Annotated in this window: 23 protein-coding genes; 9 read left to right on the forward strand and 14 right to left on the reverse strand. The window is 60.6% G+C overall.

Going from position 1 to position 25908, the window contains the following annotated elements; genetic code table 11:
• Positions 1 to 118 precede the first annotated feature (118 nt).
• The 3 genes from V6S97_RS19995 to V6S97_RS20005 all read right to left on the reverse strand — a co-directional run bounded on the left by V6S97_RS19995 (position 119) and on the right by V6S97_RS20005 (position 3185).
• Complete coding sequence (locus V6S97_RS19995) at positions 119 to 1363, reverse strand: adenylate/guanylate cyclase domain-containing protein (RefSeq protein WP_003508438.1); 1245 nt, start codon at positions 1361 to 1363, stop codon at positions 119 to 121.
• A gap of 232 nt (positions 1364 to 1595) precedes the next feature.
• A complete protein-coding gene (locus V6S97_RS20000; RefSeq protein ID WP_003508440.1) occupies positions 1596 to 1826 on the reverse strand; it encodes a helix-turn-helix domain-containing protein in 231 nt (76 codons plus the stop codon).
• Between the two features lie 249 nt (positions 1827 to 2075).
• Complete coding sequence (locus V6S97_RS20005) at positions 2076 to 3185, reverse strand: RHE_PE00001 family protein (protein ID WP_111782207.1); 1110 nt, start codon at positions 3183 to 3185, stop codon at positions 2076 to 2078.
• A gap of 293 nt (positions 3186 to 3478) precedes the next feature.
• Here V6S97_RS20005 and V6S97_RS20010 point away from each other — a divergent pair, with 293 nt between their 5' ends.
• A complete protein-coding gene (locus V6S97_RS20010) occupies positions 3479 to 4783 on the forward strand; it encodes an MFS transporter (protein ID WP_334427670.1) in 1305 nt (434 codons plus the stop codon).
• A 67-nt stretch (positions 4784 to 4850) separates the two neighbouring features.
• On the opposite strand, the gene V6S97_RS20015 is transcribed toward V6S97_RS20010, so the two are convergent.
• The 5 genes from V6S97_RS20015 to V6S97_RS20035 form a co-directional block, all read right to left on the reverse strand.
• On the reverse strand, positions 4851 to 6188 hold the full coding sequence (locus V6S97_RS20015) for a sensor histidine kinase (protein ID WP_112356982.1): 1338 nt from the start codon (positions 6186 to 6188) through the stop codon (positions 4851 to 4853).
• Between the two features lie 19 nt (positions 6189 to 6207).
• Positions 6208 to 6861, reverse strand: a complete 654-nt coding sequence (locus V6S97_RS20020; protein ID WP_020809211.1) for a response regulator — start codon at positions 6859 to 6861, stop codon at positions 6208 to 6210.
• A gap of 65 nt (positions 6862 to 6926) precedes the next feature.
• Positions 6927 to 8594 carry a phosphoethanolamine transferase gene (locus V6S97_RS20025; protein ID WP_112356983.1) on the reverse strand — a complete coding sequence of 556 codons (1668 nt, stop codon included), beginning with the start codon at positions 8592 to 8594 and terminating at the stop codon, positions 6927 to 6929.
• 198 nt (positions 8595 to 8792) lie between these two features.
• Positions 8793 to 9056 carry a spike base protein, RCAP_Rcc01079 family gene (locus tag V6S97_RS20030; RefSeq protein ID WP_003508451.1) on the reverse strand — a complete coding sequence of 88 codons (264 nt, stop codon included), beginning with the start codon at positions 9054 to 9056 and terminating at the stop codon, positions 8793 to 8795.
• A gap of 264 nt (positions 9057 to 9320) precedes the next feature.
• Positions 9321 to 10235: a LysR family transcriptional regulator gene (locus tag V6S97_RS20035; RefSeq protein WP_004431656.1), complete on the reverse strand. Its 915-nt coding sequence runs from the start codon at positions 10233 to 10235 to the stop codon at positions 9321 to 9323.
• A 156-nt stretch (positions 10236 to 10391) separates the two neighbouring features.
• Here V6S97_RS20035 and V6S97_RS20040 point away from each other — a divergent pair, with 156 nt between their 5' ends.
• The 6 genes from V6S97_RS20040 (at position 10392) to V6S97_RS20065 (ending at position 17560) form a co-directional block, all read left to right on the forward strand.
• The gene (locus V6S97_RS20040; RefSeq protein ID WP_162697147.1) at positions 10392 to 12554 is read left to right on the forward strand and encodes a TonB-dependent siderophore receptor; all 2163 of its coding nucleotides are present in this window, start codon (positions 10392 to 10394) and stop codon (positions 12552 to 12554) included.
• Positions 12555 to 12582: 28 nt separating this feature from the next.
• Complete coding sequence (locus V6S97_RS20045) at positions 12583 to 13485, forward strand: iron-siderophore ABC transporter substrate-binding protein (protein ID WP_020809213.1); 903 nt, start codon at positions 12583 to 12585, stop codon at positions 13483 to 13485.
• A complete protein-coding gene (gene fhuB, locus V6S97_RS20050) occupies positions 13482 to 15449 on the forward strand; it encodes a Fe(3+)-hydroxamate ABC transporter permease FhuB (RefSeq protein ID WP_112356984.1) in 1968 nt (655 codons plus the stop codon). The genes V6S97_RS20045 and fhuB overlap by 4 nt, the downstream gene beginning before the upstream one ends.
• Before the next feature lie 30 nt (positions 15450 to 15479).
• Positions 15480 to 16289, forward strand: coding sequence for an ATP-binding cassette domain-containing protein (locus tag V6S97_RS20055; protein WP_112356985.1), 810 nt, complete (start codon positions 15480 to 15482; stop codon positions 16287 to 16289).
• 247 nt (positions 16290 to 16536) lie between these two features.
• Positions 16537 to 17064: a DUF992 domain-containing protein gene (locus V6S97_RS20060; RefSeq protein ID WP_080864623.1), complete on the forward strand. Its 528-nt coding sequence runs from the start codon at positions 16537 to 16539 to the stop codon at positions 17062 to 17064.
• A gap of 97 nt (positions 17065 to 17161) precedes the next feature.
• Positions 17162 to 17560 (forward strand): c-type cytochrome, encoded by a 399-nt coding sequence (locus V6S97_RS20065; protein WP_003508465.1) that lies wholly within the window; start codon positions 17162 to 17164, stop codon positions 17558 to 17560.
• Positions 17561 to 17563: 3 nt separating this feature from the next.
• On the opposite strand, the gene recX is transcribed toward V6S97_RS20065, so the two are convergent.
• The 6 genes from recX to V6S97_RS20095 form a co-directional block, all read right to left on the reverse strand.
• A complete protein-coding gene (recX, locus tag V6S97_RS20070) occupies positions 17564 to 18154 on the reverse strand; it encodes a recombination regulator RecX (protein WP_112356986.1) in 591 nt (196 codons plus the stop codon).
• A 72-nt stretch (positions 18155 to 18226) separates the two neighbouring features.
• A complete protein-coding gene (locus V6S97_RS20075; protein ID WP_112356987.1) occupies positions 18227 to 19147 on the reverse strand; it encodes an SMP-30/gluconolactonase/LRE family protein in 921 nt (306 codons plus the stop codon).
• Positions 19148 to 19182: 35 nt separating this feature from the next.
• On the reverse strand, positions 19183 to 20130 hold the full coding sequence (locus V6S97_RS20080; protein WP_003508471.1) for an ABC transporter permease: 948 nt from the start codon (positions 20128 to 20130) through the stop codon (positions 19183 to 19185).
• Entirely contained in the window at positions 20127 to 21068 is a 942-nt protein-coding gene (locus V6S97_RS20085) for an ABC transporter permease (RefSeq protein ID WP_112356988.1), read from the reverse strand. The genes V6S97_RS20080 and V6S97_RS20085 overlap by 4 nt, the downstream gene beginning before the upstream one ends.
• On the reverse strand, positions 21065 to 22528 hold the full coding sequence (locus V6S97_RS20090; RefSeq protein WP_112356989.1) for an ATP-binding cassette domain-containing protein: 1464 nt from the start codon (positions 22526 to 22528) through the stop codon (positions 21065 to 21067). Before V6S97_RS20090 ends, V6S97_RS20085 begins: the two co-directional genes overlap by 4 nt.
• Before the next feature lie 97 nt (positions 22529 to 22625).
• Complete coding sequence (locus V6S97_RS20095) at positions 22626 to 23642, reverse strand: ABC transporter substrate-binding protein (protein ID WP_107677772.1); 1017 nt, start codon at positions 23640 to 23642, stop codon at positions 22626 to 22628.
• A gap of 304 nt (positions 23643 to 23946) precedes the next feature.
• Here V6S97_RS20095 and V6S97_RS20100 point away from each other — a divergent pair, with 304 nt between their 5' ends.
• Both V6S97_RS20100 and V6S97_RS20105 read left to right on the forward strand, forming a co-directional pair.
• Positions 23947 to 25182, forward strand: a complete 1236-nt coding sequence (locus V6S97_RS20100) for a GAF domain-containing sensor histidine kinase (protein WP_112356999.1) — start codon at positions 23947 to 23949, stop codon at positions 25180 to 25182.
• A gap of 1 nt (position 25183) precedes the next feature.
• On the forward strand, positions 25184 to 25906 hold the full coding sequence (locus V6S97_RS20105) for a response regulator transcription factor (RefSeq protein ID WP_020010058.1): 723 nt from the start codon (positions 25184 to 25186) through the stop codon (positions 25904 to 25906).
• Positions 25907 to 25908: the final 2 nt, after the last annotated feature.

A 25908-nucleotide genomic window follows, 5' to 3' on the forward strand; every position in this document is an offset into this window, starting at 1 on the left:
GTTTTGAGAGGGGACGGAACAGCGGAAACGGCATCGCCGAAAAGGCGCCCGCAACAAAGCGTCACCTCCGTCAGAAGGAGCCGTGCGGGGTGGAGCAAGGTGGGTGAAGGCGACCCGTTCAGTCGGAGATTATGTTCGTCTCTGGCGGAAGCGCGTAAACCTCGACCGGGGTTTCCAGTCCGCGCAGCAGCCATGGGCCGAGATTTTCGAGCTTTTCCTGATGTCCTGCCATGCGGACGAATTCTTCGGAGAAAAGCACGTTGCGCCCGGTCTCCTTGGTCAGTGTTTCCAGCCGCGAGGCGATGTTGACGGCGGGGCCGATGACGGTGAAATCGAGGCGGGTTTTCGAACCGATATTGCCGTACATGACATCACCGACATGTACGCCGATGCCGTAACCCAGGGAATCGTGGCCCTTCCGGCGATTGATTTCATTGAGCGCAACGAGGCTCTTCTGCGCGCTGGCGATGGCTTTCAACAGGTTTTCGCAGGCCTTGGGATCGCTGAGCGGGAAAATCGCCAGCAGCCCGTCGCCCATGAATTTCAGGATTTCGCCGCCGAATTCCTCGATGGGATCGCACATGGCGTCGAAATAACCGTTCAGAAGCTCGATGACATCGTCGCGCGGCCAGAGGTCGGAAATATGGGTGAAATTGCGCAGGTCGCAGATCAGGATCGCCGCGCCCACCGTCATGCCGCTGCCGCGCGTCGTTGCGCCATTGAGGATCTTTTCACCCGCATGCGGCCCCACATAGGTCTCCAGCAGGGTGCGCGTCATGCGGTTTTTCAGGCGTATTTCGCTGACCAGCGCGAGCGCCGGTAGCAGGTTTTTCAAGGCGAGGATTTCACTGTCGGAAAAACCGCCGGGCCGGTCACTGGAGAATGTGGCGACATGGCGCTTGCCGAAGGTGTGTTCGATCGGCCAGGCGCAATAATCCGTCAGCCCCTCGGCCCGCAGATCTTCGTAGATCGTATAGCCGGGTTCATCGATCTCCTCTCCGTTCAGTCGGTGGCGAACTTCGGTGGCGCCCTGATGAATGTCGTTGATGGGGCTGTTGAGATATTCGGGCGTATTTTCCGACCCGTAGCCATAGGTGGCGATCTCGGCGGAGGACAGGCCGGCTTTCCACAGAATGCGCGCGCCAAGCCATTGCGGATGGCGAATGCGGAAAGCGAGCACGCCCCGCGCCACGGAAATTCCGCTCGCCCGCAGCCTGCTGCAGAGCTCGACGAATATTTCGTCGATAAAGCGTTCGTCCTTGGTGCCGGTGATGAGCCAGTCGAGAATTTCCGTCTTTTCCGCTGGCCACAATTCATCCAGTGCTGAAGAAACGCGTTCTTCGGTGTCGAGACTTAGTGTCATGGCAGGATTCCGGAGGTTGTTGCTGCTCTCGCACGGGCAGGGCACATGTCGAACTCGGCCGAACATGGTCGCTCGTGAACCCCATGTGGTGCCGGATAACGAAAATGTTAAGAGAGGCGCGCGGAAAATGTTCCGGAAGGGATTGGCGGCATCGGGCCACGCGCGCCGCCCGGATGTTCCCGGGAACATTGTCCCCCGGCGGCGCTGAGATTTTTGGTGATCGCTAGAAGGATCAGATAACGGTTTCGACGGGAATATGCAGTGCGGCGGCAACGCGCCTGATGCGCAGCGGATCGCTGTCCGTGCCGTCTTCCAGGGCGCGTATTTCGCTGGCGGTCAGGCCGCAGGTCACGGCAAGCTGTTCGACCGTATATCCGGCGAGATTGCGAGCGGTGAGGACTTTTTTGGCGAAAGGAGCATCGGTTTCGTGATCGGAATCGGGTTGTGAGACTGAAATTGTCATTTGCATCTCCCTGATGGTGGACACTTAAATGCGGGCGGCAAAGAAAAGTTGCCGGGCCGAATGCGACCGCGTTGCCGGAGAAGAAATCGGTGTTGCAACGCAGCGAGGAACATAGCGGCTTCATCCACCTACGCAATAGTTAAATTTTGTTAAGATTCGTGATCGCTGCATTCTTGCGGCGCGTCTTGCCGGGAAAAGGCCGAAAAAATGCCGTTTTTCCGGGTTTCCGCGGGGTTAGGGCGGCTTTCGCTACAGCATGCCCCAGGCGCGAAACCGGCCACGACCCGTCACTTCCCGCAATTCCAGCTGGTTGGCGAGGCCGATCGCGCCCTGCGGCGTGGTGCCGAGTTCCTTGACGATCATCGCCGCCGAGACCACCGGCCGGGAGACGACAAGCTCCACGAGTTCAGGCAAACGCGAGGAGGAACGCCGGCCGGCCAGCTTGCGCATCATGCGCTCGCGCGCGTGAGTCAGCCGGTCATGTTCCTTCATGCCGGCCTGTGCCGCTTCGTAGAAGCTGTCGAGAAGGGCGATAAGGCGCTGCGTCTGGTGTCTCGCGTGCCGGCGCTCGCGTGGGATCGCGCGAAGACCGGCGCTCAGCGCCGGCAGATGATCGGGCGTGACGGCGCCGTCGCGCAGAAAAGCGGAGGCCAGAAGCCGGCCGAGCCAGGGGCTGCGTTGCAGCACCTCGATCATGTTCCAGGCGTCGAGCAGGATGGCGGTGCGAAGAATTGCGGGTAATTCCTCTGTGCGTGCATGCACCTCCCACCATTCTTTCAGTCTTTCATCCTCGTCCCAGTCGGGTTCGTTGATGATCGCATGGCTTTCCTCCCGGTGCATCGTCGGAAGCGCGTTGCCGGTGGTAATCGCATCGAGCGTTGCGGCGCTGCGTGCCAGAAGCGCGTCCAGCTCGGAAAAAGCGCCATCCAGCGATGTTTCCCCCTCCACGTCGGCTTCTTCATCAAGGGAGTGATCGAGCGTTTGTCCGGGGGGCGCTGCCTCTTCGGCAAGCGCGGCCCTGCCGCGGAGCCTCGAAAGACCCGGTGCGGTAAAGGCCCAGCCGGCGGCATTGGAAAAGATCAGCCGTCTTGAACGGAGAATCCGGTGTGCCGCCGTCATTTCATGGGTCGGCGCGCGCACATCCATATGCGCGTCATGCAGCACCAGATCTTCCATATGGACGAGTTCGCCATCCACCCACATGGAGGAAATGGCGTCGGTGAAATCCTGCCTTTCGATGAAGCCGTGTTTCATCGGTGACCGGTCGATCCGCTCGTCCAGCCGCGCCAGCGCCTCGCCGGCACGGGCGGCGGCAATGAGGAGCTTTTCGATCTGGATGTCCGATATATCGTAAATCATTGATATTTTTTAGTTTGAGCGCGGGCGGCTTACAAGGCGGATCACAGTCGCGGCGCTTTTTACTTTCTCGGTGTCTACCCAAAATCCCGACGAGAAGACTGGTGGTTAAAGGTCGGGAGCCACGAGGGTCTTGGAAGCCCTGACTGTTTCCTCGGCAATATTGCGATGCGGTATAAACTTGCGCACTGCAATATGACGGGTATATACCCCCATCGAGAGCGACAAATTATCACACCTTCCGTTCGCCCTTCCATCTCCAGACGAAGATGAATTGGAGTTTACCCGTGAATATTATGGCAAATGGTCCTGCCACGGCACCGGACCAGAAAACCCGTTTGAAATCCATTATCGGCGGATCGGCGGGCAACCTCGTCGAATGGTACGACTGGTACGTCTATTCGGCCTTCACCCTTTATTTCGCGCCGGTGTTTTTCCCTTCCGGAAACCAGACCGCCGAACTCCTGAGTACGGCCGCCGTTTTCGCTGTCGGATTTCTGATGCGGCCCATCGGGGCCTGGTTCATGGGCACCTATGCCGACCGCAAGGGCCGCAAGGCCGGCCTGACACTGTCCGTCACGCTGATGTGTCTCGGCTCGCTGCTGATCGCAATCACGCCCGGCCATGAGACGATCGGCATTGCCGCACCGGCCATTCTGGTTTTCGCCCGTCTTCTGCAGGGTATCAGCGTCGGTGGCGAATATGGCGCCAGCGCAACCTATCTCAGCGAAATGGCCGGAAAAAACCGCCGCGGTTTCTTCTCCAGCTTCCAGTATGTGACGCTGATTTCCGGTCAGCTTCTGGCGCTGGCGGTGCTTCTGGTGCTGCAGCGGGTTCTGACGCCGGAGCAGCTTGGCTCCTGGGGCTGGCGCATTCCCTTCTTCATCGGCGGCATTCTGGCGATCGCGGTATTCTATATCCGTCGCGGCCTTGCCGAGACGCAGTCCTTCGAAAACGCCAAGGCGGGTGAGGCCGACAAGCCGAAATCCAGCGGATGGGCGCTGTTCAAGCACTATCCGAGGGAAGCGCTGATGGTGATGGCGCTGACCTCAGGCGGCACGCTCGCCTTTTATGCCTACACGACCTATCTGCAGAAATTCCTCGTCAACACGTCAGGTTTCAGCAAGGAAAGCGCCACCGAAATCACCACGGCGGCACTCTTCGTCTTCATGCTGTGCCAACCGATTGCCGGCGCGCTTTCGGACAAGATCGGCCGCAAGCCGCTGATGGTGGGCTTCGGCATTCTTGGCACGCTGTTCACCTACGCAATCTTCAGCACGCTTTCGACGACGACCGATCCGATCATGGCTTTCGCCCTCGTGCTGGTCGGTCTGTTGATCGTTACCGGCTACACTTCCATCAATGCGGTGGTGAAGGCGGAAATGTTCCCCGCCCATATCCGCGCGCTTGGCGTGGCTCTGCCCTATGCGCTGGCAAACACCATATTCGGCGGAACGGCGGAATTCGTGGCCCTGAAGTTCAAGCAGATCGGCCACGAAAACTGGTTCTTCTGGTATGTGACGATCATGATCGCGTTGTCGCTGGTGGTTTATGTGAAGATGCGCGATACGCGCGATCACAGCCATATCCACGAGGATTGAGCCCCTCCGCTCTATCCGAACCGATAAAAGCTCCGCCTTCCCGGCGGGGTTTTTGTTTTCAGCGCATTCAGGCGGCTTCGACCGGAAGAACGATGCGGGCCTCAAAACCGTCCTGCCGGCCCGGCGCCGGAGAGGAAAGCACCAGTTCTCCGCCGGTCTGCTCCACCAGGCTTTTGACGATGGCAAGGCCAAGCCCGGTGCCGTCAGCCGCGGTCTGGCCGCGGGTAAACCGCGTCGTCAGCTTGGGCAGGAGCGCCCCGTCGATCGCCAGGCCGGAATTCACGACGCGGATCGTGCCGTCTGTTTCGGCGACAACCTGCACGGGGCTTTCCGGCGGGCTGTGGATCAGCGCGTTTTCGAGGAGGTTGCGGATGATGATACCGAAGGCATCCGCGCCTATCCTGCAGGACAGGCCGCTCTCGCAGCGATTGGTGAAACGGATGCGGGATGAGCCGATTGCCGTTCTCATCATATCGTCGATGACGAGTTCGAGAACGGGAATGAGATCGTTCGCCTTGTCGGTAACCCCGATCCTTGCTTCCGCCCGTGACATCTGAAGCAGTTTTTCGGCGAGATGGCCGAGATGCTGCAGGGATTTCTCGATATTTTCCACGCGCGGCGCGAGTTCCGGCGGAATATCGGCATGGAGCCGCTGCGCCTGCGCCAAGGCGCCGGCAATCGGCGTGCGCAATTCATGGGCGCTGTTGGCGGTGAATTCCCGTTCCGCCTCGATTGCCGATCGCAACCGCCCGAGCAGCAGATTGACCGAACGGGCGATGGGATGAAGTTCGGCCGGAAAGGGCTGTGTTGGCAGCGGTGCGAGATTGCCTCCATCCTTCTTGCCGATGTCGTCGCGCAGGGTCTGTATCGGTCGCAATGTCCTGCGCACCACGACGATGACGGCGAAAATGCTGGCGGGAATGAGGATGAGAACGGGAAGCAGCAGCGCGGTGCCCGCCTCTTCGATCGCCTCGCGGCGATTGGCGAAGGCATCGGCGACCTGCAGGAAATAATTGCCGTCCGGTGTCGCAACCGTAAAGATGCGCTGGGTCGCGGTTTCGGAAAAACCGGGTTCGAGCGAGACCTCGAAAGGCTCCGTCGAACTGTCATGCGAATGCAGCACCACCTGTCCTTCCCGGTCGCGAACCTGATAGGTCAGATACTCCGCCCGTTCCGACGTCTGGTTGAGCTTTTGCGCGGCAGGCGCGGTATTGTTTTCCCTGAGGTCGTCCACCAGCAGGGGCAGCAGCCTTTCGGCGGTTTCCTCAACACCGGCGTCGAAAATCTCGGCGAATTCGTCCTGCATCACCATGACGCCCAATCCGCAGGCGAGAAGCCAGGATATGGCGACAACGCTCGTCAGCGCTGTGACGAGTTTGCGGGTCATGCTGGTCGGTCTGGCCATATCTGCCTGCCTGCCGTTCTTACCTGATGGTGTAGCCGACGCCGCGCACGGTCTCGACGCGGTCATGGCCGATTTTCTTGCGCAGCCGGCTGATATAGACCTCGACCGTGTTGCTTTCTATTTCCGCGCCGAATTCGTAAAGCGTGTCGTGCAATTGCGCTTTCGAGACGACCGCGCCGGGATGTTCGACGAGTTTTTCGAGCACGGCCCATTCCCGGGCGCTCAGCGTCTGCGCCGTTCCGTCAACGGTGATATTGCGCGCCACCTGGTTGATCTCGATGCCGGGCAGGCGGATGACGGGGGCCGAGCGCCCTTCGTAACGGCGCGAGACCGCCAGCATGCGCGCTGAAAGCTCGTTGAGATCGAAGGGCTTGACCAGATAGTCGTCCGCCCCGGCATTCAGCCCGGCAATCCGGTCGGAGACCTGATCATGGGCAGTCAGAATGATGACAGGTGTAGCGTCGTCGCGCCTGCGCAGGGTTTGCAAAAGGGTGATGCCTTCGCCATCCGGCAAGCGCATGTCGAGCAGGATCAGGCCATAACCCATGGTCAGCGTCGCCGCCATGGCGTCGCCCAGCGTCTTGAACCAGTCAACAGCGTGACCCGCCGCGGCGACGTGGTCTCGCAGCGCTTCCCCCAGCACATGATCGTCTTCAACAAGCAGAACCCGCAAGACAGCTCCCTCTATCGCTTCGTCCTGCGTATCTCTTTCTCCGGATAAGCGTCAAGCACGGTGTTTCAGCTGTTCTGGCGCTGGGTGCAGCCGCCGAATACATCGAGCGAGGGATCGTAGACCGAAGTGGAGACGTTCATCATTCCAAGGATGCTGTGGAAATAATTGTCGTGCGAGCGCCCGCCCTCTGCCGCGCTTTTTGCCAGGCAGGCTTTATCCAGCCCCATGGATCTGGCGAAATCGTCATCGAACCAGACGAGAAACGGCACATGGGTCTGCTGGTCGGGCGCAAGCAGATAGGGCGCACCATGCAGGTAGACGCCGTTTTCGCCAAGCGATTCGCCGTGGTCGGACGCATAGATCATGCCCGTCGCCAGCCTGTCGGAACGGGCCTTCAGCTTGTCGATCACGGTCGAAAGGAAGTGGTCGGTATAAAGAAGCGTGTTGTCGTAGGAGTTGACAATCTCCGCATCGGAGCAGTTGCCAAGCTCGGCCGTGCGGCAATCCGGGGTGAATTTGCGGAACTCGTCGGTGTAGCGCAGATAATAGGTCGGCCCATGGCTGCCCATCTGGTGCAGCACGATGACGCTGTCCTTGGTGACGTTATTGAGCCAGGCGTCGAGCTTGTCGAAAAAGATATCGTCGCGGCATTCTCCGCCAGTGCAAAAGCGGCTGTCATTGGTGGAGGGCAGATCGAAATAGGCAATGCGGTCGGCGACATTCTTGCTGCCGGTATTGTTGTCCAGCCATGTGGCGCCAATGCCGGCATGGACGAGAACATCCATGACGTTTTCATTGGCGAGCGCCTTGTTGTGGCTATATTGCGAACGCGGGAATTTCGAGAACATGCAGGGAATGGAAATTGCCGTCGCGGTTCCGCAACTGGTGGTGTTCGGAAAATAGATCACGCCGCGTTTTGCGAGGTCGGGATTGGTGTCACGTCCATAACCGTTCAGGGAAAAGTTTGCGGCGCGCGCCGTCTCACCCGCAACGATAACGGTGATGCGGGGTTTGTGGACCCCGCCTAATGCCGGGAGAACCTTCGCATCCCTGCCGACCGGCGTGACCTGAATATCGACTTCCTTGCCGGCCAGTGTGAAGTAATGGATGGCCGACAGGATCGGCGACAATGGATTGACGCTTTTGACGATATCCTTGTGCTGGCGAACGGCGGTGGTGAACGTCTTGGAATTGGCGAAGCTGATGATGCCGGCGATGGTGAGACAGATCAGGATGCTGATCGTGTTCCACAAAAGCTTGTCGAGGATCGGCCGGTGTCTGATGCGGACGGCGACAATGACGAGGGACGGCACCAGTCCGTAAATCGCCATATGCCAGAGAAAGCCGGGCGTGATGAGATTGCCTGCCTCCGCCTGTGTCGTCTCCATGGCGTTGCGGATCATGTCGCTGTCGATGACGATGCCGTAACGATCCATGAACCAGGAAGCGGCCGCCGCGGCGAAGATCAGGAAGATCACAAACGGCTTGATGACATATTTGGCGGAAAAAATGATGATGAGCGCGCCGAGAAGGGCGGCCATGGCAACGTAAAGCGCGACGATGGCAACCGGATAGGCGGAAAGATAGGTGTGAACCTTCGACCAGAATGTCCGGTTCGTGAAAAACAGCAGATAGGCCGCCGTCAGCAGGCTGAGCGGCACGCTGCCGATCTCCGGACGATACGTTATTGTTCCCGTCGCTTTCGCGGTAAAAAGAGCCACTGCCAGATCCACCAGATTTCCGATAGGCCGGCGGCAACGAAAAAGGGGCGGGAACGCCGCTGTCCAAGCTGCCGCATGGGCCGATCAATGGCGGATGCTTCATTTTGCTGACATCAACCTGAAAGCTTGTCATGAAAGTGTCACACTCCTTGGTGGGCTTCTGGCGAGGGCTGCGTTTCAGATCGAGGAGATCAGCCGGCGATGGAGCGCTCAATTGAGCCCCAGAATGCCTGTGGCGGTGGTGCGGGTTGCAAATATGCGGGTGGCCCTGACCGGCAGCAGGCTGCCTGCGGGCAGGTTCTGGAAGGTCACCGTCGCGCCGGAAAGCAGGGTCAGGCAGAGATGACCACCATTGCCCACATAGATGGCCCGCGTGGGGGAAGGAAGCGGGTTCGTATCATCAGGAACAACCTCGAAAGCATGGGATGCCGGGGATTCGAGGCCTGCGGCGTGGTGTTCGTAAGTCTCAGCCATTGCTGTCTCCCGTAAATCGAAATCTGCCGCGATTATGCGGTGCGCCGCGGCCGCGGGGAAAAGCGGGAACAGAAAATATCTGGACGGGATTTAGGCCTTGCTTCCGGTTTGCCGAAAAGAGCGCCATTCTTTCCGTAATCTCATGTGGTTGCGTCGCTTGGCCTGTTGCCACCGATGCCGCGGAAACGGACGATGACGGGTTTTTCGTCCACGGGATCGGCAGCCGGGTCGTGGATATTCAGCGCATGGGCGGGTGCGGTCGCGTCAATTGCGGGTATGGAGAATGAAGGCCCTGACGGCGGGAGAGGCTTCCGTTTTCCGGTGGGCGATGGCGAGGTCGGAAGTCGTGGCGCTTGCTGCAAGCGGCACGTAGCGCACGCCGGGCAACCGCAGACAATCGAGCGAGCGCGGCACCAGCGCCACACCGAGGCCGATCGCCACCATGCTGGTAATGGTGGTGTAATCCCGGCCTTCCGGGCTTATCGTCGGCTGGAACCCGGCCTCATTGCAGGCTTCTATCGTATTGTAATGAAAGCCGACATCCGGCGGCTGCCTCGGCGTGATGAAGGTCTCGTCGGCAAGGTTCTTGAGATCGACCTGCAGCGCAAAGGCCAGCGGATGGTTTTCAGGAAGTGCGGCCACCAGCGGTTCGCGCAGAACCACATGGGTTGTGACACCTTCCGGAACGGGCGCAGGCGGGCGGATGAAGGCGAAATCCAGATTGCCGTCGGCGATCTTGGCGAGCTGCAGCCGCATTTCCATCTCGATGAGCTGCAGTTCCACATCGGGATGGGAGGCGCGGAAACTGGCGATGGACTGGATCATCAGGCCGGAATAGGCGGCCGAAGCGACATAACCGATGGAGATGCGGCCCGTCTCGCCGCGATCGACGCGTTTGAGCGCCGCAAGTGTCGCCTCGGCATTGGCGAGAATTTTGCGGGCGTCCTCATAAAGAAGCTGGCCGGGCGTGGTGAGCTTCACCGATCGCCTTGTCCGGTCAAGCAACGGCATGCCGACGATCTGCTCGAGCGCCATGATCTGTTGGCTCAAACCCGGCTGGGCAATGCCGAGGCGGGCGGCGGCGCGCTCGAAATTGCGCTCATCCACCAGCGTGGTGAAATAGCGCAGGTGCCGCAGCTCGAACGCGTCCGCCCGGTTTGCCGGTTTCCTGCCCATCATCACTGCCTTTCCTGACGGATTTGAATAATTCCAAGCTATTATCCGTAAGAATTTTCATAATCAGTAATTCTGAAAAAATCCAGTTTCACTTATTGGATCACAATCCGCTCCTTGCGTAATAAGATGACTTAAATTCTCCAGAAAAATAACCGTCTCATGGCGGCGCAGTTGATGAAGGGTCTTGGCGTGCAGGGAAAAACCAAACACATTTCCATTCTGGCGGGCGGTTGCGCTGCCATCGCCTATGTGGCGTTCGTGACCTCCGGCGTTGCCCTTGCGCAGGAAGCCGGAACGACGGTGCTGCAGACCATCACCGTGGACGGCGCGAAAAATCAGGACTCCAAGGCGCCGGTGAAGGGCTATGTGGCAAAAACCAGCGCCAGCGCCACCAAGACGGGGCGATCCCTCATCGAGACGCCGCAATCGGTTTCCGTCATCACCAGGGATCAGATGGATGCGCAGAATGTCCGCAATCTCAGCGAGGCGCTGAATTATGTGCCTGGCGTCGTCGCACAGCCGTTCGGGGCGGATCCACGTTTCGATGCGCCGCGCATTCGCGGCTTTCAGGGTAACCAGCTGCAGTTCCTCAACAGTCTGCGGCTGATGCGCACGGCCGGTGCGCCGTCTTATGAGGTCTACGGTCTGGAGCGGGTGGAAGTCATTCGCGGGCCGGCCTCGGTGCTTTACGGCCAGGGTAATCCCGGTGGCCTCATCAATCTCATCAGCAAGCGGCCGACTTTCGAGCGTTTCGGCGAAGTCGGAGCGCAGATCGGCAGCTTCGATTATTACCAATCGATGTTCGATATTGGTGGGCCGGTCGCGGATAGCGACAGTTTTGCCTATCGCCTGACCGGCCTTGCCCGCAACGCCCATCTTCAGACGGACAATCTGCAGAACGATCGTTATTTCATCGCCCCGGCGCTGACATGGCAGCCCGACGAGGATACGAAACTGACGGTTCTCGCCTCCTATCAGCACGACAATCCGAGTTCGCCGTCTGGCCTGCCGCCGGCGCTGACCTATCTGAGACCAGGCAATATGCTGGACCGCAGCTTTTATGTCGGCGATCCCTCTTTCGATACCTCAAGCCGCAAGTTCACCAATATCGGCTATGAGTTCGAGCACCGTTTCGACGAGACCTTCACCTTCCGGCAGAATGCGCGTTATTCCAATTTCGACTGGTCCTACCGGGCGCTCGGCATGTCTTCGACCAGCGGCGGCATGATCGGCAATCTCATCCGCCGCAATGCGACGTTCCAGGATGAATTGCTGAACACCTTCAACATCGACAACAGCCTGCAGGCGGAGTTCTCCACGGGACCAGTCGACCACACCCTGCTTGTCGGGCTGGATTACCGCTATTTCGACAATAACGTCAAAACCGAATTCTGGGCCGCAACGCCGCTCAATCCCGTCAATCCTGTTTATGGCGGGCCAATTAGTCTCACCTCGCGCACGCTTTATGCCGATGTGAAGACGGATATTTCCCAGATCGGTCTTTATGCGCAGGACGAGATGGCCTTTGAGAACTGGCGGGTCACCGCCGGTCTGCGGCAGGATTGGGCAAGCACCGGCGGCACGACGTTCAACGGAACGACCTACCGCACTCTCGACAAGGACGACCATAAGCTGACGGGCCGTGTCGGGGTCAGCTATCTCTTCGATGGCGGCATCGCGCCGTATGTCAGCTACGCGACCTCCTTCGAGCCGGTGCCGCAGCCGGCTGTCGGTGATGCGCCGAAACCGACCACGGGCGAACAATGGGAAGCGGGCATCAAATATCAGCCAGAGGGCTTTGACGGTTTCTTTTCCGCGGCGATCTACGATCTGAAACAGAAGAACGTCACGACGACGGTGGGCGGGGTGACGCAGCAGATGGACGAGGCGCATGTGAGGGGCCTCGAACTGGAAGGCGTCGCAAGCCTTGCAGACGGGCTCGACCTGCGCGCGGCCTATACCTACATGGACAGCGAGGTCTCCGGCCGTGTGAATAATGGCAAGGAACTGGATAGTACGCCCCGGCATGCCGCCAGCCTCTGGCTGGATTATACCTTCCCGGAAGATACGGCGCTTGAGGGCTTCGGTATCGGCGGCGGTGTCCGTTATGTCGGAAAACGTTATGGCGATGCCGCCAATGCCTTCGAGATGAAGGGCCTCGCCCTGCTCGATCTCGGCGTGCATTACGAGAAGAACGGCTACCGCGCTTCGCTTCTGGTGCAAAACTTGACTGATAAAGAATATATTTCTAGTTGCTCCACTTTCGGATGCTATTACGGTGACGGCAGGACCGTTATGGGCAAGCTGACCTACCGTTGGTAACGCCATATCAAAGTGAAGCAGCAGGGGCATGACGCGTAAGGATCGATGGATTTCCCCCCTCTGGGGGCGGCGGGAATTTTTAAGCCTGCTCGCCGCCTCGGCTCTTGCGGGCAAGGCGCGGGCAGCAGTGACGCCGCGCATCGCCGCCATCGACTGGGCCATGCTGGAAACATCTGTGGCGCTCGGCGTCATGCCGGTGGCGGCGACGGAACTCATCCAGTTCCGGGCCGGCGCGGTCGAGCCTGATATCCCTGAAACCGTCGCCGATCTCGGCCTGCGCGGCGCTCCGAATTTCGAGCTTCTGCAGCTCACCCGGCCAGAGCTCATTCTGATTTCGCCTTTCTACACACGTTATACCGGCAGGCTGGAAGCGATCGCCCCCGTCTTTTCGCTGCCCTTTTACGTGAAGGGTGAGCCGCCTTTCGAAAAGGCGCTGGCGGCGGTCACCGCGCTTGGTGAAAAGCTCGGGCGGGCCGAAGAGGCGCGCAAGGTTCTGGGTGAAACGGAAGCGGCACTGCAAGCCATGCGGACCCGTCTTGCCGGTTTTTCCGCACGGCCGACCTATGTCATCAACATAGGCGACGCCCGGCATTTTCGTGCCTTTGGTGCGGATAGCATGTTCGGGGATGTTCTTGGCCGTCTGGGGCTGACCAATGCCTGGGTGGATCGGTCGCAATTCACCTTCGCGGCCCCGGTGCCGCTTGAAAACCTCGCCGCCTCATCCGATGCGCGCATCGTCATCGTCTCCGATATTCCGGTGGAGGCGCGGGAAACTCTGCGCAACAGCGCCATCTGGCGCGCGCTGCCTGCCGTGCGCGAAAATCGGGTGGTGACGCTTGCCAATGTCGGCCCCTATGGCGGCATCACCGCCGGCATGCGTTTCGCGAGGCTTCTGACCGAGGCGCTCTCGGCACGGGGAGAAGCCCTGTGATGGTGCGGCCTCTCCCGCTTTTCTTCGGGCTTTTGTTCATTCTGGCCTGCGGTCTTTCCCTGCATGCCGGGCTGCTGCGGCTGCCTTTCGGTGCATGGCCCGGCCTGCCTTTTGATGCCGCCGCCATGTCGATGGATCAGGTCATCCTCGCTTTCAGCCTGATGCCGCGTGTGGCGGTCGCCATTCTGGCGGGCGCGATGCTGGGTCTCTCGGGCGCGCTTTTTCAGCAATTGCTGCGCAACCCGATCGCTGATCCCTCGACGCTCGGCATCTCGGCTGGCGCGCAACTGGCCATCGTCATCGCCACGCTGTTCTTTCCCTCGGTGCTGGATGGCAACCGCGCTTTGGTGGCGCTTGCCGGCGCTGCCGCTGCCGCCGGTATTGTCTTCCTGCTTGGCTGGCGACGCTCCTTCGAACCGGTAACCATGGTGGTGGCAGGGCTCCTGGTCGGCATCACCGCCGCATCCGTTTCCGCGGCGCTGACGCTCGCGCAGGGCGAATATCTGATGTCGCTCGTGGTCTGGAATGGCGGCTCGCTCAGTCAGCAGGATTGGTCGAACGCCCTGTCTCTCACCTTTCAGCTTCTCGTGGGGCTTGTCCTGACGGGCCTGCTGGTTAGGCCGCTGACGGTTCTCGGTCTCGGCGATTCCGGCGCGCGATCGCTCGGCGTATCGCTGTTTTCGATCAGGCTCGCTGTCGCCGCCGTCGCCGTCATGCTGGCCGCCTTCGTCGCTTCGGCGGTTGGCCTCGTCAGCTTCATCGGCCTTGCCGCCCCTGCGCTCACCCGGGCGCTTGGCGTGCGGCGCTCCTCTTCGGTGCTCTTCGTTTCCCCGCTTCTGGGCGGCCTGCTGCTCTGGTTCTGCGACGGTATCGTGCAACTTCTGGCAAACAAGACGGCGGAAGTTTTCCCGACCGGAGCGGTGACGGCCCTGATCGGCGGCCCGCTGCTTCTGTGGCTGCTGCCGAAAATCCGGCCGACCGACGTGCATCGCGGCGAAGGCGTCGATCTCGCGACAAGGCGCGGGTTTACGGCCCTGCTGCCGATGCTCATCGTCATGGCCGCGCTGATCTTTGCAGCACTCGCCATCGGCAGGGGGCCTCAGGGCTGGACGATGCTGGGGGCGGGTGACCTGCAAAGCCTTCTGCCCTTCCGCTGGCCCCGGCTGATGGCGGCCATCGCCGCCGGCGGTCTTCTCGCCATGGCGGGTGCTCTTTTGCAGCGGCTCACCGGCAATCCGATGGCAAGCCCGGAGGTCATCGGCGTCAGCGGCGGCGCGGGTCTCGGTTTTGCCGCCGCCATCACGATTTTCCCGGCGGCCGGTCTGTTCGAGCTGTTTTGCGGCGCCGGCATCGGCTCGGCGGCTGTCATGATCCTTGTGCTATTCTTTGCCGTGCGCCGGCATCTGGCGCCAGAAAAAATCCTGCTCGCCGGCATTGCTATCAGTTCGCTCTGCTCGGCGGTGCTTTCGGCGCTGCTTGCGATTGGTGACCAGCGGGCATGGCAGATTCTCGCCTGGCTCAGCGGCTCTGGTTCGACCGCGACACCGGCTTCGGCAATCTTTCTCGCCATTCTTTCCATCGTGCTTCTGGCGACTGCCCTGTCGGTGACGCGCTGGTTGACGATCCTGCCGCTTGGCCGGGATGTGCCGCTCTCGCTCGGGCTGCCGCTCGGCCTGGCGCGTATCGCCGTCATCGCGGTGGCGGGTATCGCCACGGGGGCCGCCTCGCTGCTCGTCGGTCCCTTGAGTTTCGTCGGGCTGATGGCGCCGCATATTGCGCTTCGCGCCGGCTTCACCACGCCGCGCGATCATCTGTTGGCTTCTTTCCTGTTCGGCGCGGTGCTGATGGCGCTTTCCGATCTCGGGGCGCGAACGGTGACCTTTCCCTATGAACTGCCGCTCGGGCTTTTTGCGGCTCTGGCCGGCGCGCCCTATCTGATCTGGCTTTCAGGCAGGCGCCAATGATTTATTTGAACATTTACGGAGATGAGAACCATGGGTGAGGCAGCACTTGCCGTCGATTACGACGATATCCCGCTTTTTTCTCTTGATGGCGTCACGATGGAGGTGCCGGGCAGGACATTGCTGCACCCGCTGACGGCAAGTTTTGTGACCGGCAAGACCATCGGTCTGATCGGTCATAACGGTTCGGGAAAATCGACGCTGCTCAAGATTCTCGCACGCATTCAGGAACCGACGGCGGGCAAGGTCTCGTTCGAGGGAAAATCGCTCGGCGCCTGGGGCAATCGCGAATTTGCGCGAAAGCTCGCCTATCTGCCGCAATATACGCCGGCTGCTTCCGGCATGCTGGCCAAGGAACTGGTGGCGCTCGGCCGTTATCCCTGGCACGGGGCGCTCGGGCAATTTAGCAAGGCGGATCGGGAGAAGGTGGACGAGGCGATCGAGCTTACCGATACCGTCGCTTTCCGCGACCGGCTGGTGGATACGCTTTCCGGCGGCGAGCGCCAGCGCGTGTGGCTTGCCATGCTGGTGGCCCAGAACGCCGAAAGCCTGCTTCTAGACGAGCCTATCTCCGCACTCGACATGGCGCACCAGATCGAAGTGCTTTCGCTGGTTCAGAGACTGTCGCGCGAAAAGGGTCTTGGCGTCATCGTGGTGCTGCATGACGTCAACATGGCAGCACGCTTCTGCGATGAGATCGTTGCGCTTCATTCCGGCCAGCTTATCGCACGGGGGACGCCGCAGGAGATCATGACGCCGGAGACGTTGCAGCGCATCTATGGCGTTCGCATGGATGTCATGACCCATGCCGCCACCGGCTTTCCCGTCGCTCTGCCGCTTTGAGTTGTTGCAGCAAAACAACGGCCGGCAACGCTGGCTGTTGATGGCGATTCCGCACGCATTTCCCGCCCTAACAATGTCTTAATGGCATCCTACCGCCATCAGACACTGTTAACCGTTCCGCTTTCATCGCCTCCAATTAAGTTGTTTTGGATCGATTTCAGGGAACAAACGTTAACAGTGCGGAATTCAATATCCGGAGAGGGCAAGAAGGGCTGCTGCGGGTAGGAATAAAACAGGAGAAAATCAGATGAAAAAGGCTGTTGCCGTAACTTTTGCCGCATTGACGATGGGCCTTGGCGGAACCGCATCCGCCCTCGCTGCCGACCTTGCAAGATATGAGCCGGCTCCGCAGGAGCAGGACGATCGCAACGGCGTCAAGATCGGTTACCTCACCTGCGATATCGGCGGTGGCGTCGGTTACGTTCTCGGCTCGGCCAAGGAACTGGATTGCACTTTCCAGTCCACCATGGGCGCCCGTCGCACCGACCATTACTCCGGCGCCATCCGCAAGATGGGCGTTGACCTCGGTTTCACCACGCAGGGCCGTCTGGTCTGGGCGGTTTTCGCCCCGACCGCCGGTTACCACCGCGGTTCGCTGGGCGGCCTTTATCAGGGCGCTACGGCTGAAGTCACCGTCGGTCTCGGCGTCGGCACCAACGTTCTCGTTGGCGGCACTTCCGGCTCCATCCAGCTGCAGACGGTCAGCGTGACCGGCCAGGTTGGCCTCAACCTCGCTGCCACCGGTACGTCCGTGACGCTGACGGCCATGAACTGATCGGCGAAATGCCCGGTGTTTTGACCGGGCATTCTGTCGCATGTCAAAAAACGCCCTCTTCGTTGTCAGACGGAGAGGGCGTTGTATTATCCGGACCATGATTTTCATGTCCCAACAAGCTGCTGCGGCGACCGCGTTTTTCCTCCTGCTTGCGTCGAGCGCCTTTGCCGAGGGCGATGCGGCCCATGGCGAGAAGGTCTTCAGCCGCTGCTCCACCTGCCACAGCGTTGACACGCCGCGCACCCGCATGGGGCCGCATCTGATGGGCGTGGTGGGCAGGCCGATGGCTTCCGTGGCTGATTACGGCCATTATTCGCAGGCGCTGAAGGATGCCGGTGCGGCTGACCGGGTATGGTCGGAGGAGGAGCTGCAAAAATTCCTTTCCAGCCCGAAGAAGGCTATCCCGGGAAATGCCATGCGCTTTTTCGGCCTCTGGAGCGAAACCGATATAGCCGATCTGATCGCCTATCTGAAAACCCATCCAATGCCGCAATAGGTGTCAGAGCGGTGCTTCGGCGATAATCTCCTCGGCCTCCTCCGCCGTCATCGCCATGACCTTTGAGCCAATCTCGAAGCCGAAACCGTTGCGGGCGAAGGCGGAAAACTCCTTCGATTTGCGTTTTTCATCGAGTTCGACACGACGGAAAGGTCCGAAGGCGCGCTTGCGTGCAAAGATGATGGCGGCGACCAGATCATTGGTTTCCTCAAGCGCGACTGCTGCCGTTTCCCGGGCGATACCCTTGATCTGAAGTTTCTGCGCGAGTCCGCGTTTCGACTTGCCGCTGCGCTGGCCGCTCCGCACGGCAATTTCCGCATAGGCGGTGTCGTCGAGTGCCTTGATGCCATAAGCAAAAGTGACGGCAAATTCGCCGAGCGCCTTCACCTGTGCGGTGCTGATATCCTCGAATTTTTCCCGCGCCTTGCGCGTGATGGCGTCGCGCAGCTGCTTTTCCGTCATCATGCGCTGTTCCAGCCGGTAGAGAGCGGAATTGCGCGCCCAGGACTGCATGCGGCTGGTGGGCTCAACGGCCGGCGTTTCACCATCCAGGGCCATATCGTCGGTCAGGAAGGGGCTGGAATCATCGTTCATTCCGCTTTTATAGCGCGGTGAAGCCGTCTTGCCAGTTCCCTCCCGGCCCGTGTCCTCCGGTTTTTCACCACCTCAAGGCGTTTGCGCGCCGGTTGCGGCGACATAGACCGAATAGAGCGATTTCGTTGCGGTGATGAAGAGGCGGTTCTTTTTCGGGCCGCCGAAGGTGAGGTTCGCGACGGTCTGCGGCACCTTGATCTTGCCAAGCAGCGTACCGTCAGGTGAAAAGCAGTGGACGCCGTCACCGGCACTGGTCCACAGGTTACCCGCCGTATCCAGACGGAAGCCGTCCGGCAGGCCATTGTCGAGATTGCAGAATTCCCGGCCATTGGCGAGCTTCACGCCGTCCACCACGTCGAAGACGCGGATATGGCGCGGGCGGGATACATCATGGCTGTAGGAGCTGTCGGCAACATAGAGCTTCGTTTCATCAGGCGAAAAAGCAAGGCCGTTCGGCTGCACGAAGTCGTCGATGGCGATCGTGATCTCTCCGGTTGCAGGATCGAGCCGGTAGACGTTGCGCGTCTTCTGCTCAGGCTCGGCCTTGTATCCCTCGTAATCGGACAGAATGCCGTAGGTGGGGTCGGTGAACCAGACGCTGCCATCGGATTTCACCACTACGTCGTTGGGTGAGTTCAGCCGCTTGCCGCCGTAGCTGTCGGCAAGAACCGTGATCGAACCGTCAACCTCGGTGCGGGTGACGCGCCGGCCGCCATGTTCGCAGGAAACCAGCCGTCCCTGCCGGTCGCGGGTATTGCCGTTGGCGAAGTTGGAGGGCTGGCGGAACACCGAGATCCCGCCATCCGGCACCCAGCGCAACATACGCTCATTGGGAATATCGCTGAACAGCAGGCAGTTCAGATCGGCAACCCACACCGGTCCTTCGGCCCAGCGGCAGCCGGAATAAAGCTCTTCCAGTTCCGCATTGCCGACGATCAGATGGCGGAAGCGGTCATCGTGGATTTCGTAAGGGGAGGTCTTGTCTGTGGTCATGAGCGTCGTCCGCTTGAGGGCTTGTCGTTCGGGGTTCAGCGCGTGGCCTTGGGGCCGCTTGCCAGAAGGATGACGGAGATGATGATGAGGCCGGTGAGGATAAGGCGGATACCCGCGCCGAAACCATAGGTATTCAGCATCGATACCACCAGGAACATGAAGAGCGAAGCGCCCCAGATGCCGGGAACGTTGGAATCGCCGCCCGCAACCGCCGTGCCGCCGATCACGACGACGGCAATGGACATCAGCAGATATTCCGATCCCATGTTGAGCGCCGCACCGCCGGAGAAGCTGGCGAGCAGATAACCGGCAATCGCCGCCAGCACCGCGCAGAGCACATAGGTGACGAAGCGGGTTCCATCCACGGGAATACCGGTCATGCGCGCGGCGAACGTGCTCTGGCCGATGGCGGAAATCCAGCGCCCGTAAAAGGTGCGGTCGAGCAGCAGCCAGGCAATGACCGACAGCAACAGTGCGACAAGCGCCACGTTCGGAATGCCGAAAGAACTTGATGTGGCGAAAGTGGCCAGTGTTTCCGGCGGCTTGATGCGCAGGCCGCGGTTGGACCAGATGGCGATGGACTGCACGATGAAGCTCATGGACAGCGTCGCAATGATCGGCGGGATGCGCAGGAGCTTGATCAGCGTGTAATTGCCGATGCCGATGGCGATGCCGATCAGGATGGCGATCAGCAATCCCGGCAGGATGAGACCATCGGACACATCCATGAATTTCAGCGCCAGCGTGCCTGATAGCGTCATCGTTGCGGGAACGCAGAGGTCGATATTACCCGGCCCGAGCGTGATGACGAACATCTGGCCGATACCGACGATCACGGAAAAGGCCGCGAAAGTGAGTGCTGCGTGCGACAGCCCGAAGGAGCTGGCGCCGCCGGTGAACATGACGGTCACGATCCACACCGCAGCCGTTGCGGCAAAGGACCAGATCCATGGTTTTTTCGAGAAGGACGAAAGCCCGTTCATTGGTTTTTCTCCCGCTTTTCGAGACGGTTGAGCAGGAGGCGCAAGGCGAGCACGATGATGAGGATCGCGCCCTGCGCGCCGATCTGCCAGTCCGGCGAAATGCGCATGAAGGACAGGAAGGAGCCGGCGAGCGTCAGCGTCAGCGCGCCGATGACGGCACCGATGGGTGAAACCCGACCGCCGACGAATTCGCCGCCACCCAGAATAACGCCGGCAATCGACAGCAGCGTGTAACGAAGCGCGATATTGGCGTCAGCCGATGTCGTCAGCCCGACAAGTGCGATGCCGGACAGCACTGCGAAGAAACCGGCCAGCGCAAAGGTGGCGGCACGTATGCCGATGACGGACCAGCCGGAGCGCTCGACGGAACGGAAGTTGCCACCGACGCCGCGCATCAGAACGCCGAAGGAGGAGCGCATGACGATGTAATGGGCGACGACCGCAATCACGATGCTGGCGACAATGGCAATCGGCACGAGCGGCGGTTTTGCCGTCATCAGTGCGCGGATGAAGGCGGGGGCCTGGCCGCCGGGCGAGGGCAAAATGAGAACGGCAAGGCCGCCCCAGACGAAACTCATGCCAAGCGTGACAACGATGGAGGGCAGGGCGCGGATATGGATGATGGCGCCAAGCAACGCATAAACCGCAATCGCACCGGCAAAGATCGCGATCCCAAGCAATGGAGTGGTTTGCAGGAAGGTGGCGGTGACGCAGGCGCAGAAGCTGACGAAGGTGCCCATCGACAGATCGAGATCGTTGACGGACATGATCAGCATCTGCGCAATGGTGGCAAGCGCGATCGGCACTGCCAGATTGAACAGCAGGTTGAGACCGTTATAGCTCATGGCGCGCGGCTGCATGTAGAATACGGCGGCGAGCAGGAAGGCGAGCGAGGCGGCGGGAATGATGAGGCGAAGGGCACTGGCGGAGAGTTTCATGCGTGGTCCTCTCCGGAAAAGGATGCGGCCAGCACATTCTGCTCGGTGATGTCCTTGCCCACCAGTTCGGCCTGAATGGCGCCGTCGCGGAAAACATAAACCCGGTCGCAAAGGCGGATTTCGTCCATTTCGGTGGAGTACCAGATGAAGGTGCGGCCGTGGGAGGCTTCGGTTCTCAAGATATCGTAGACTTCCTGTTTGGTGCCGATATCGACGCCGCGCATCGGGTCGTCCATCAGCACGGTACTGGCCGTGGTGGCGAGTGCGCGGGCGAATAGCACCTTCTGCTGGTTGCCGCCGGAGAGCGAAAGAATTTTGTTGCCCATGTCGGGCGTGCGGATTTCGATGCGCTTTTTCCATTGCGCGCCGAGTTCGCTCTCTTTGTTCCGGTCCACCATGCCTGCGGATGAAATGTCCCTCAGCGAGGTGATGGAAAGGTTCTTCAGGATGCTCCACAGCGGAAAGGTCCCGTTCAGGCTGCGGTCCCCCGCCACGAAGGCAATATCCGTCTTGCGCGCGGGCAGCCAACTGCTGTTGCGGGCAAGGTAGAGATCGAGAAGCGCTTCCGTCTGGCCGTGGCCTCCGAGACCGGCGAGGCCGATGATCTCGCCGCGGAAAGCCTCGAAGGCGAGGCCTTCGCCCCGGCGCGCCGGCATGGCAAGGACCTTCTCGCCCGCTTTGCGGTTTTCGCCCTTTTGCCTGTCCTGTTCCTTGACGACGCTGCCCATGGCTTCCACCAGCGTGCGTGTCGTGAACTCGGCCGCCGCCCGGTCAGCGACCACGCGGCCGTCCTTCATCACCACGATGCGGGTGGCTGTCGAAAGAATCTCGCCGAGAATATGCGAGATCAACAGAACGGAGCCGCCCGTGCGCACGAAACGGCGGACGTAATCCATCAATTGCTCGGCGAGACCGGCATCGAGCGAGGAGGTTGGCTCATCGAGGATGACAAGTCTCGGAGCATCCGGGGTTCGGCAGAAATTGATGGCTATTTCCACCATCTGCCGCTCGGCGATGGAAAGTTCGGCGATCGTCAGTTCGCAATCGATGCCGTGGCCGGGAAAAATCTCGTCCAGCGTATGCCGGATCATGGTGAGCGCGCGTCCACGCCAGTTCCGCCCGCTCATCGCGGCATGCATGATGCGGACGTTTTCGCTGATCGTCAGGTTGGGGCAGAGCGACAATTCCTGAAACACGCAGCGAACGCCGCTGGCGCGGGCGGCCGCGATGCCGTGACGGCCTTGCTCGCCGCGGTAGGAGATGGAACCCTCATGCGGTGTCAACCCGCCATTGATGACGTTGACGATGGTGGATTTTCCGGCGCCATTATGGCCTACGAGCCCAAGGCATTCCCCCGCGCGGATGACGAGATCGGCGCCATCCAGCGCCTTGACCGCGCCGAACACGACCTTCACGCCGCGCGCGGCGACGACTTCTTCCGTCTCGATGATGTCATTCATGAGCAATTACGCCAGTAATCTGAAATCGGATATTATCGATTGATGTTGCGGCGCTCGCTTGAGGAGCGCCGCAACTCATACTGTGACCCGATGAGGCCTACTTGGCCGATGCGATGGCCTTCTGGGCGTCTTCCTGCGAATATTCCACATTCGCCACGCCGCCCTTCTGGGTGTTCTTGAGGTTTTCCTCAAGATTGCCCTGGTCGATGCGCAGGAACGGAACGGTCAGGTCCTTCTTCACGTCCTTGCCGTCGAGGATTTGCTGCGCCACCCAGAAAGCGAGTGTCGAGACGCCGGGAGCGATGGAGACCGACATGGTCTCGTAGCCGCCCGCATCCTTCTGCTGTTTCCACCATTGCAGTTCGTCTTCACGGTTGCCCATGACGATGGTGGGTGTCGGGCGCTTGGCGGCGGCGAAAGCCTGTGCCGCACCGTAACCGTCACCGCCCTGCGTCACGACAGCCGCAACTTCGGGAAGGCTCGGCAGAATGCCGGCAACGGCGCGCTGGGCAACATCCTGCGCCCAGTCGCCGTTGACCGAACCGACGATCTTGAACTGTGGGTTTTTAGCGACGGCGTCGACGATGCCGGCATGGATTTCGTCATCGACCGAAACGCCGGCCAGACCGCGGATTTCGAGCAGGTTGCCGCCCTTCGGCATGGCCTTGGCGAGATAGTCGATCTGGCTTGCGCCCATCGCCTTGAAATCAACAGCGATGCGCCAGGCGCAGGGCTCGGTGACGATGCCGTCGAAGGACACGACGGTGATGCCGGCGTCACAGGCTTCCTTCACCGCGCCGTTGAGGGCGGTGGGTGAGGCGGCATTGATGACGATCGCGTCATAACCCTGAAGAATGAGGTTCTGAATCTGCGCCGCCTGTTCGGTTGCCTGGTTTTCGGCGGTCGTGAAGGCGTCTGCGGCGGCAACCTGCTTGTCGGCAACCGCCTGTTTGGTGATCTTGTCCCAGCTGGTCAGCATCGCCTGACGCCAGGAATTGCCAGCGTAATTGTTTGAAAGCGCGATTTTTTTGGCCGACGTGTCGGCATGAGCGGTGATCGGCAGAGCTGCGCATGCGACAGCGGCCGATGCCAAAAGCATCTTCCTGAAAGCCATTTGATTTCCTCCCTCGTGGCTTGCCCTTTTCGAGCCCGGAATCCTTGCGCGCCGCAAATCTCCTCGGCGGCAGGCGGAATTCCTTTGCACTGGAGCTCCTTTCCCCAGTAGAAGCGAGAATGACCAAGAAGATTTGGCTTGTATAGGCGGATCGCGGCAATCTTCCTGCGGGTTTCCGCAGAAAGCTTGCGGGAACCCGCAGGACGAAACGCCACTGCCGGGCGCAGAATGAATGATGCGGCACCCAATGGGTTCAAACTTCGCCGCAGAGGTCGAAGGCAGACGCTTGGGAGGGCGTCCGCACATGCTGGATACGCCGAAAAGCGCTCTTTTTCACCATTATATGGGCATTTCGCGGCTGCTTGCCGGGCAGCTGGAATTTAATGCCATCATCCAGGCGGTCGCCACGGAGATCAGCCATATCATCCCGCATGACCATATGGATGTCTGCATCAAGCAGCTGGATGACAAATATCATATCGCCTATGAGAGCGGTCTCGTCAGCGCCTGGAGCCGGCAGCCGCCCGCCCTTCTCACCGGCAGCCCGATCCGTTCGCTGCTGTCAGGCGAGGTCGAGCACCTGTTAAGCGGTGACGCCTGCTCCGATCCTCGCTTCCACTTCGAAGGGGCGTTTTCCAGCCCGATCATCGAACTTAATCTGCATAGCCGTCTGCATGTGCCGATGAAGGTGCATGGCGACATCATTGGCGCGCTCAGTTGCTCGTCGCACCAGTCGAGCGCCTATACGGTGGAGGATGTGACGAACGCCCGCGCGGTTGCGGATCTGCTGGCGCCCTATTTCTACGCCATCCGCGCTGCCGAACAGGCCAAACGCTCTGCCATCGAGGAGGCGCGCGCCAATGCCCGCGAGGAGGGCCTGCGCCTTGGCGCGCTGCAATTGACCGAGGCTCTGGAGGCCGAGCGGCAGCGTATCGGCATGGATTTGCACGACCAGACGCTGGCGGACCTGACCCGGCTTGCACGGCGCATCGAACGCATGAGCCATACCCCCGACGTTTCGGGCGAAATGCTGGAGCCGGTGGTGCGCAGCCTGCAGCATTGCATGCAGGATCTGCGCGAGATCATCGAGGAGGCGAAACCCTCCATCCTGCAATTGTTCGGCGTTGTCGAGGCCATCGAGACCTATGTAGACCGCTCCGTGCGCGACAGCGGGTCGGCAATCGACTGGTCGGTGAGCGATGAGACGGAAGGGCTGGTGGAAAGGCTCGACAAGACGGTGGCGATATCGCTGTTCCGCATCGTACAGGAGGCAGTGAACAATGCCATTCGCCATGCCCAGCCGGAAACCATTGCCGTAACGCTTGTCGCCATCGATGGCGGCTTGCGGGTGACGGTGAGTGATGACGGCAGCGGCGGCGGCGAAGGCGGGGCCTCCGGCGGCCTCGGCATCGGCAACATGAAGACGCGGGCGCGGCTGATTTCAGCCAGGTTCGATATTGGCGGCAATGGCAAGGGGGCGGGAACCCGCATCACAGTGACCTTGCCGGCGGATGCTTTCGACCGGCGGGAGGAGTTATGACATGGACGTGCTGATCGTCGAGGACGATGCGCTGCACCGCGCCTATCTGAACGAGGCGGTGAGAGCCGCCCTGCCGGAATGCGACAATGTGCTGGAGGCGGCCAACGGCAGAACCGGCGAAAAGCTCGCGCGGGAAAATCGCGCCGCCCACATCGTCATGGATTTGCAGATGAACGAGCGCAACGGCATAGAGGCGGCGCGCACCATCTGGAAGGAGCGGCCGGACACCCGCATCCTGTTCTGGTCCAACTATTCCGACGAGGCCTATGTGCGTGGTGTCTCCCGCATCGTGCCGGAGGGCGCCGCTTACGGTTACGTGCTGAAATCGGCATCCGATGACCGTCTGCGGCTGGCCTTGCGCAGCATCTTTATCGAGGCGCAATGCGTGATCGACCGGGAAGTGCGCGGCCTTCAGGAAAAGAGCCTCGGCAAGGCGCATGGCTTTACCGATTCCGAATATGAAATCCTTGTCGATGTCGCGCTCGGCCTCACCGACAAGGCGATTGCGCGCCGCCGCAACCTGTCGCTGCGCAGCGTGCAGAACCGCCTGCAAAGCCTCTACGAGAAGCTTAACGTGCATCAGGCGGCTGGCGATGACGACGCGGAAGGGCGGTATAATCTTCGAACCCGCGCTGTCACTGTCGCCTTCCTGCGCAAGCTTTTGAATTACAGCGCGCTGGAAAGGGCCGAGCGCGAACTGGCGGAATGGGCGGGAAACCGCTGACC

Origin of the sequence: Agrobacterium sp. CCNWLW155 (assembly GCF_036888815.1) — a bacterium.
Lineage (GTDB): Bacteria > Pseudomonadota > Alphaproteobacteria > Rhizobiales > Rhizobiaceae > Agrobacterium > Agrobacterium radiobacter.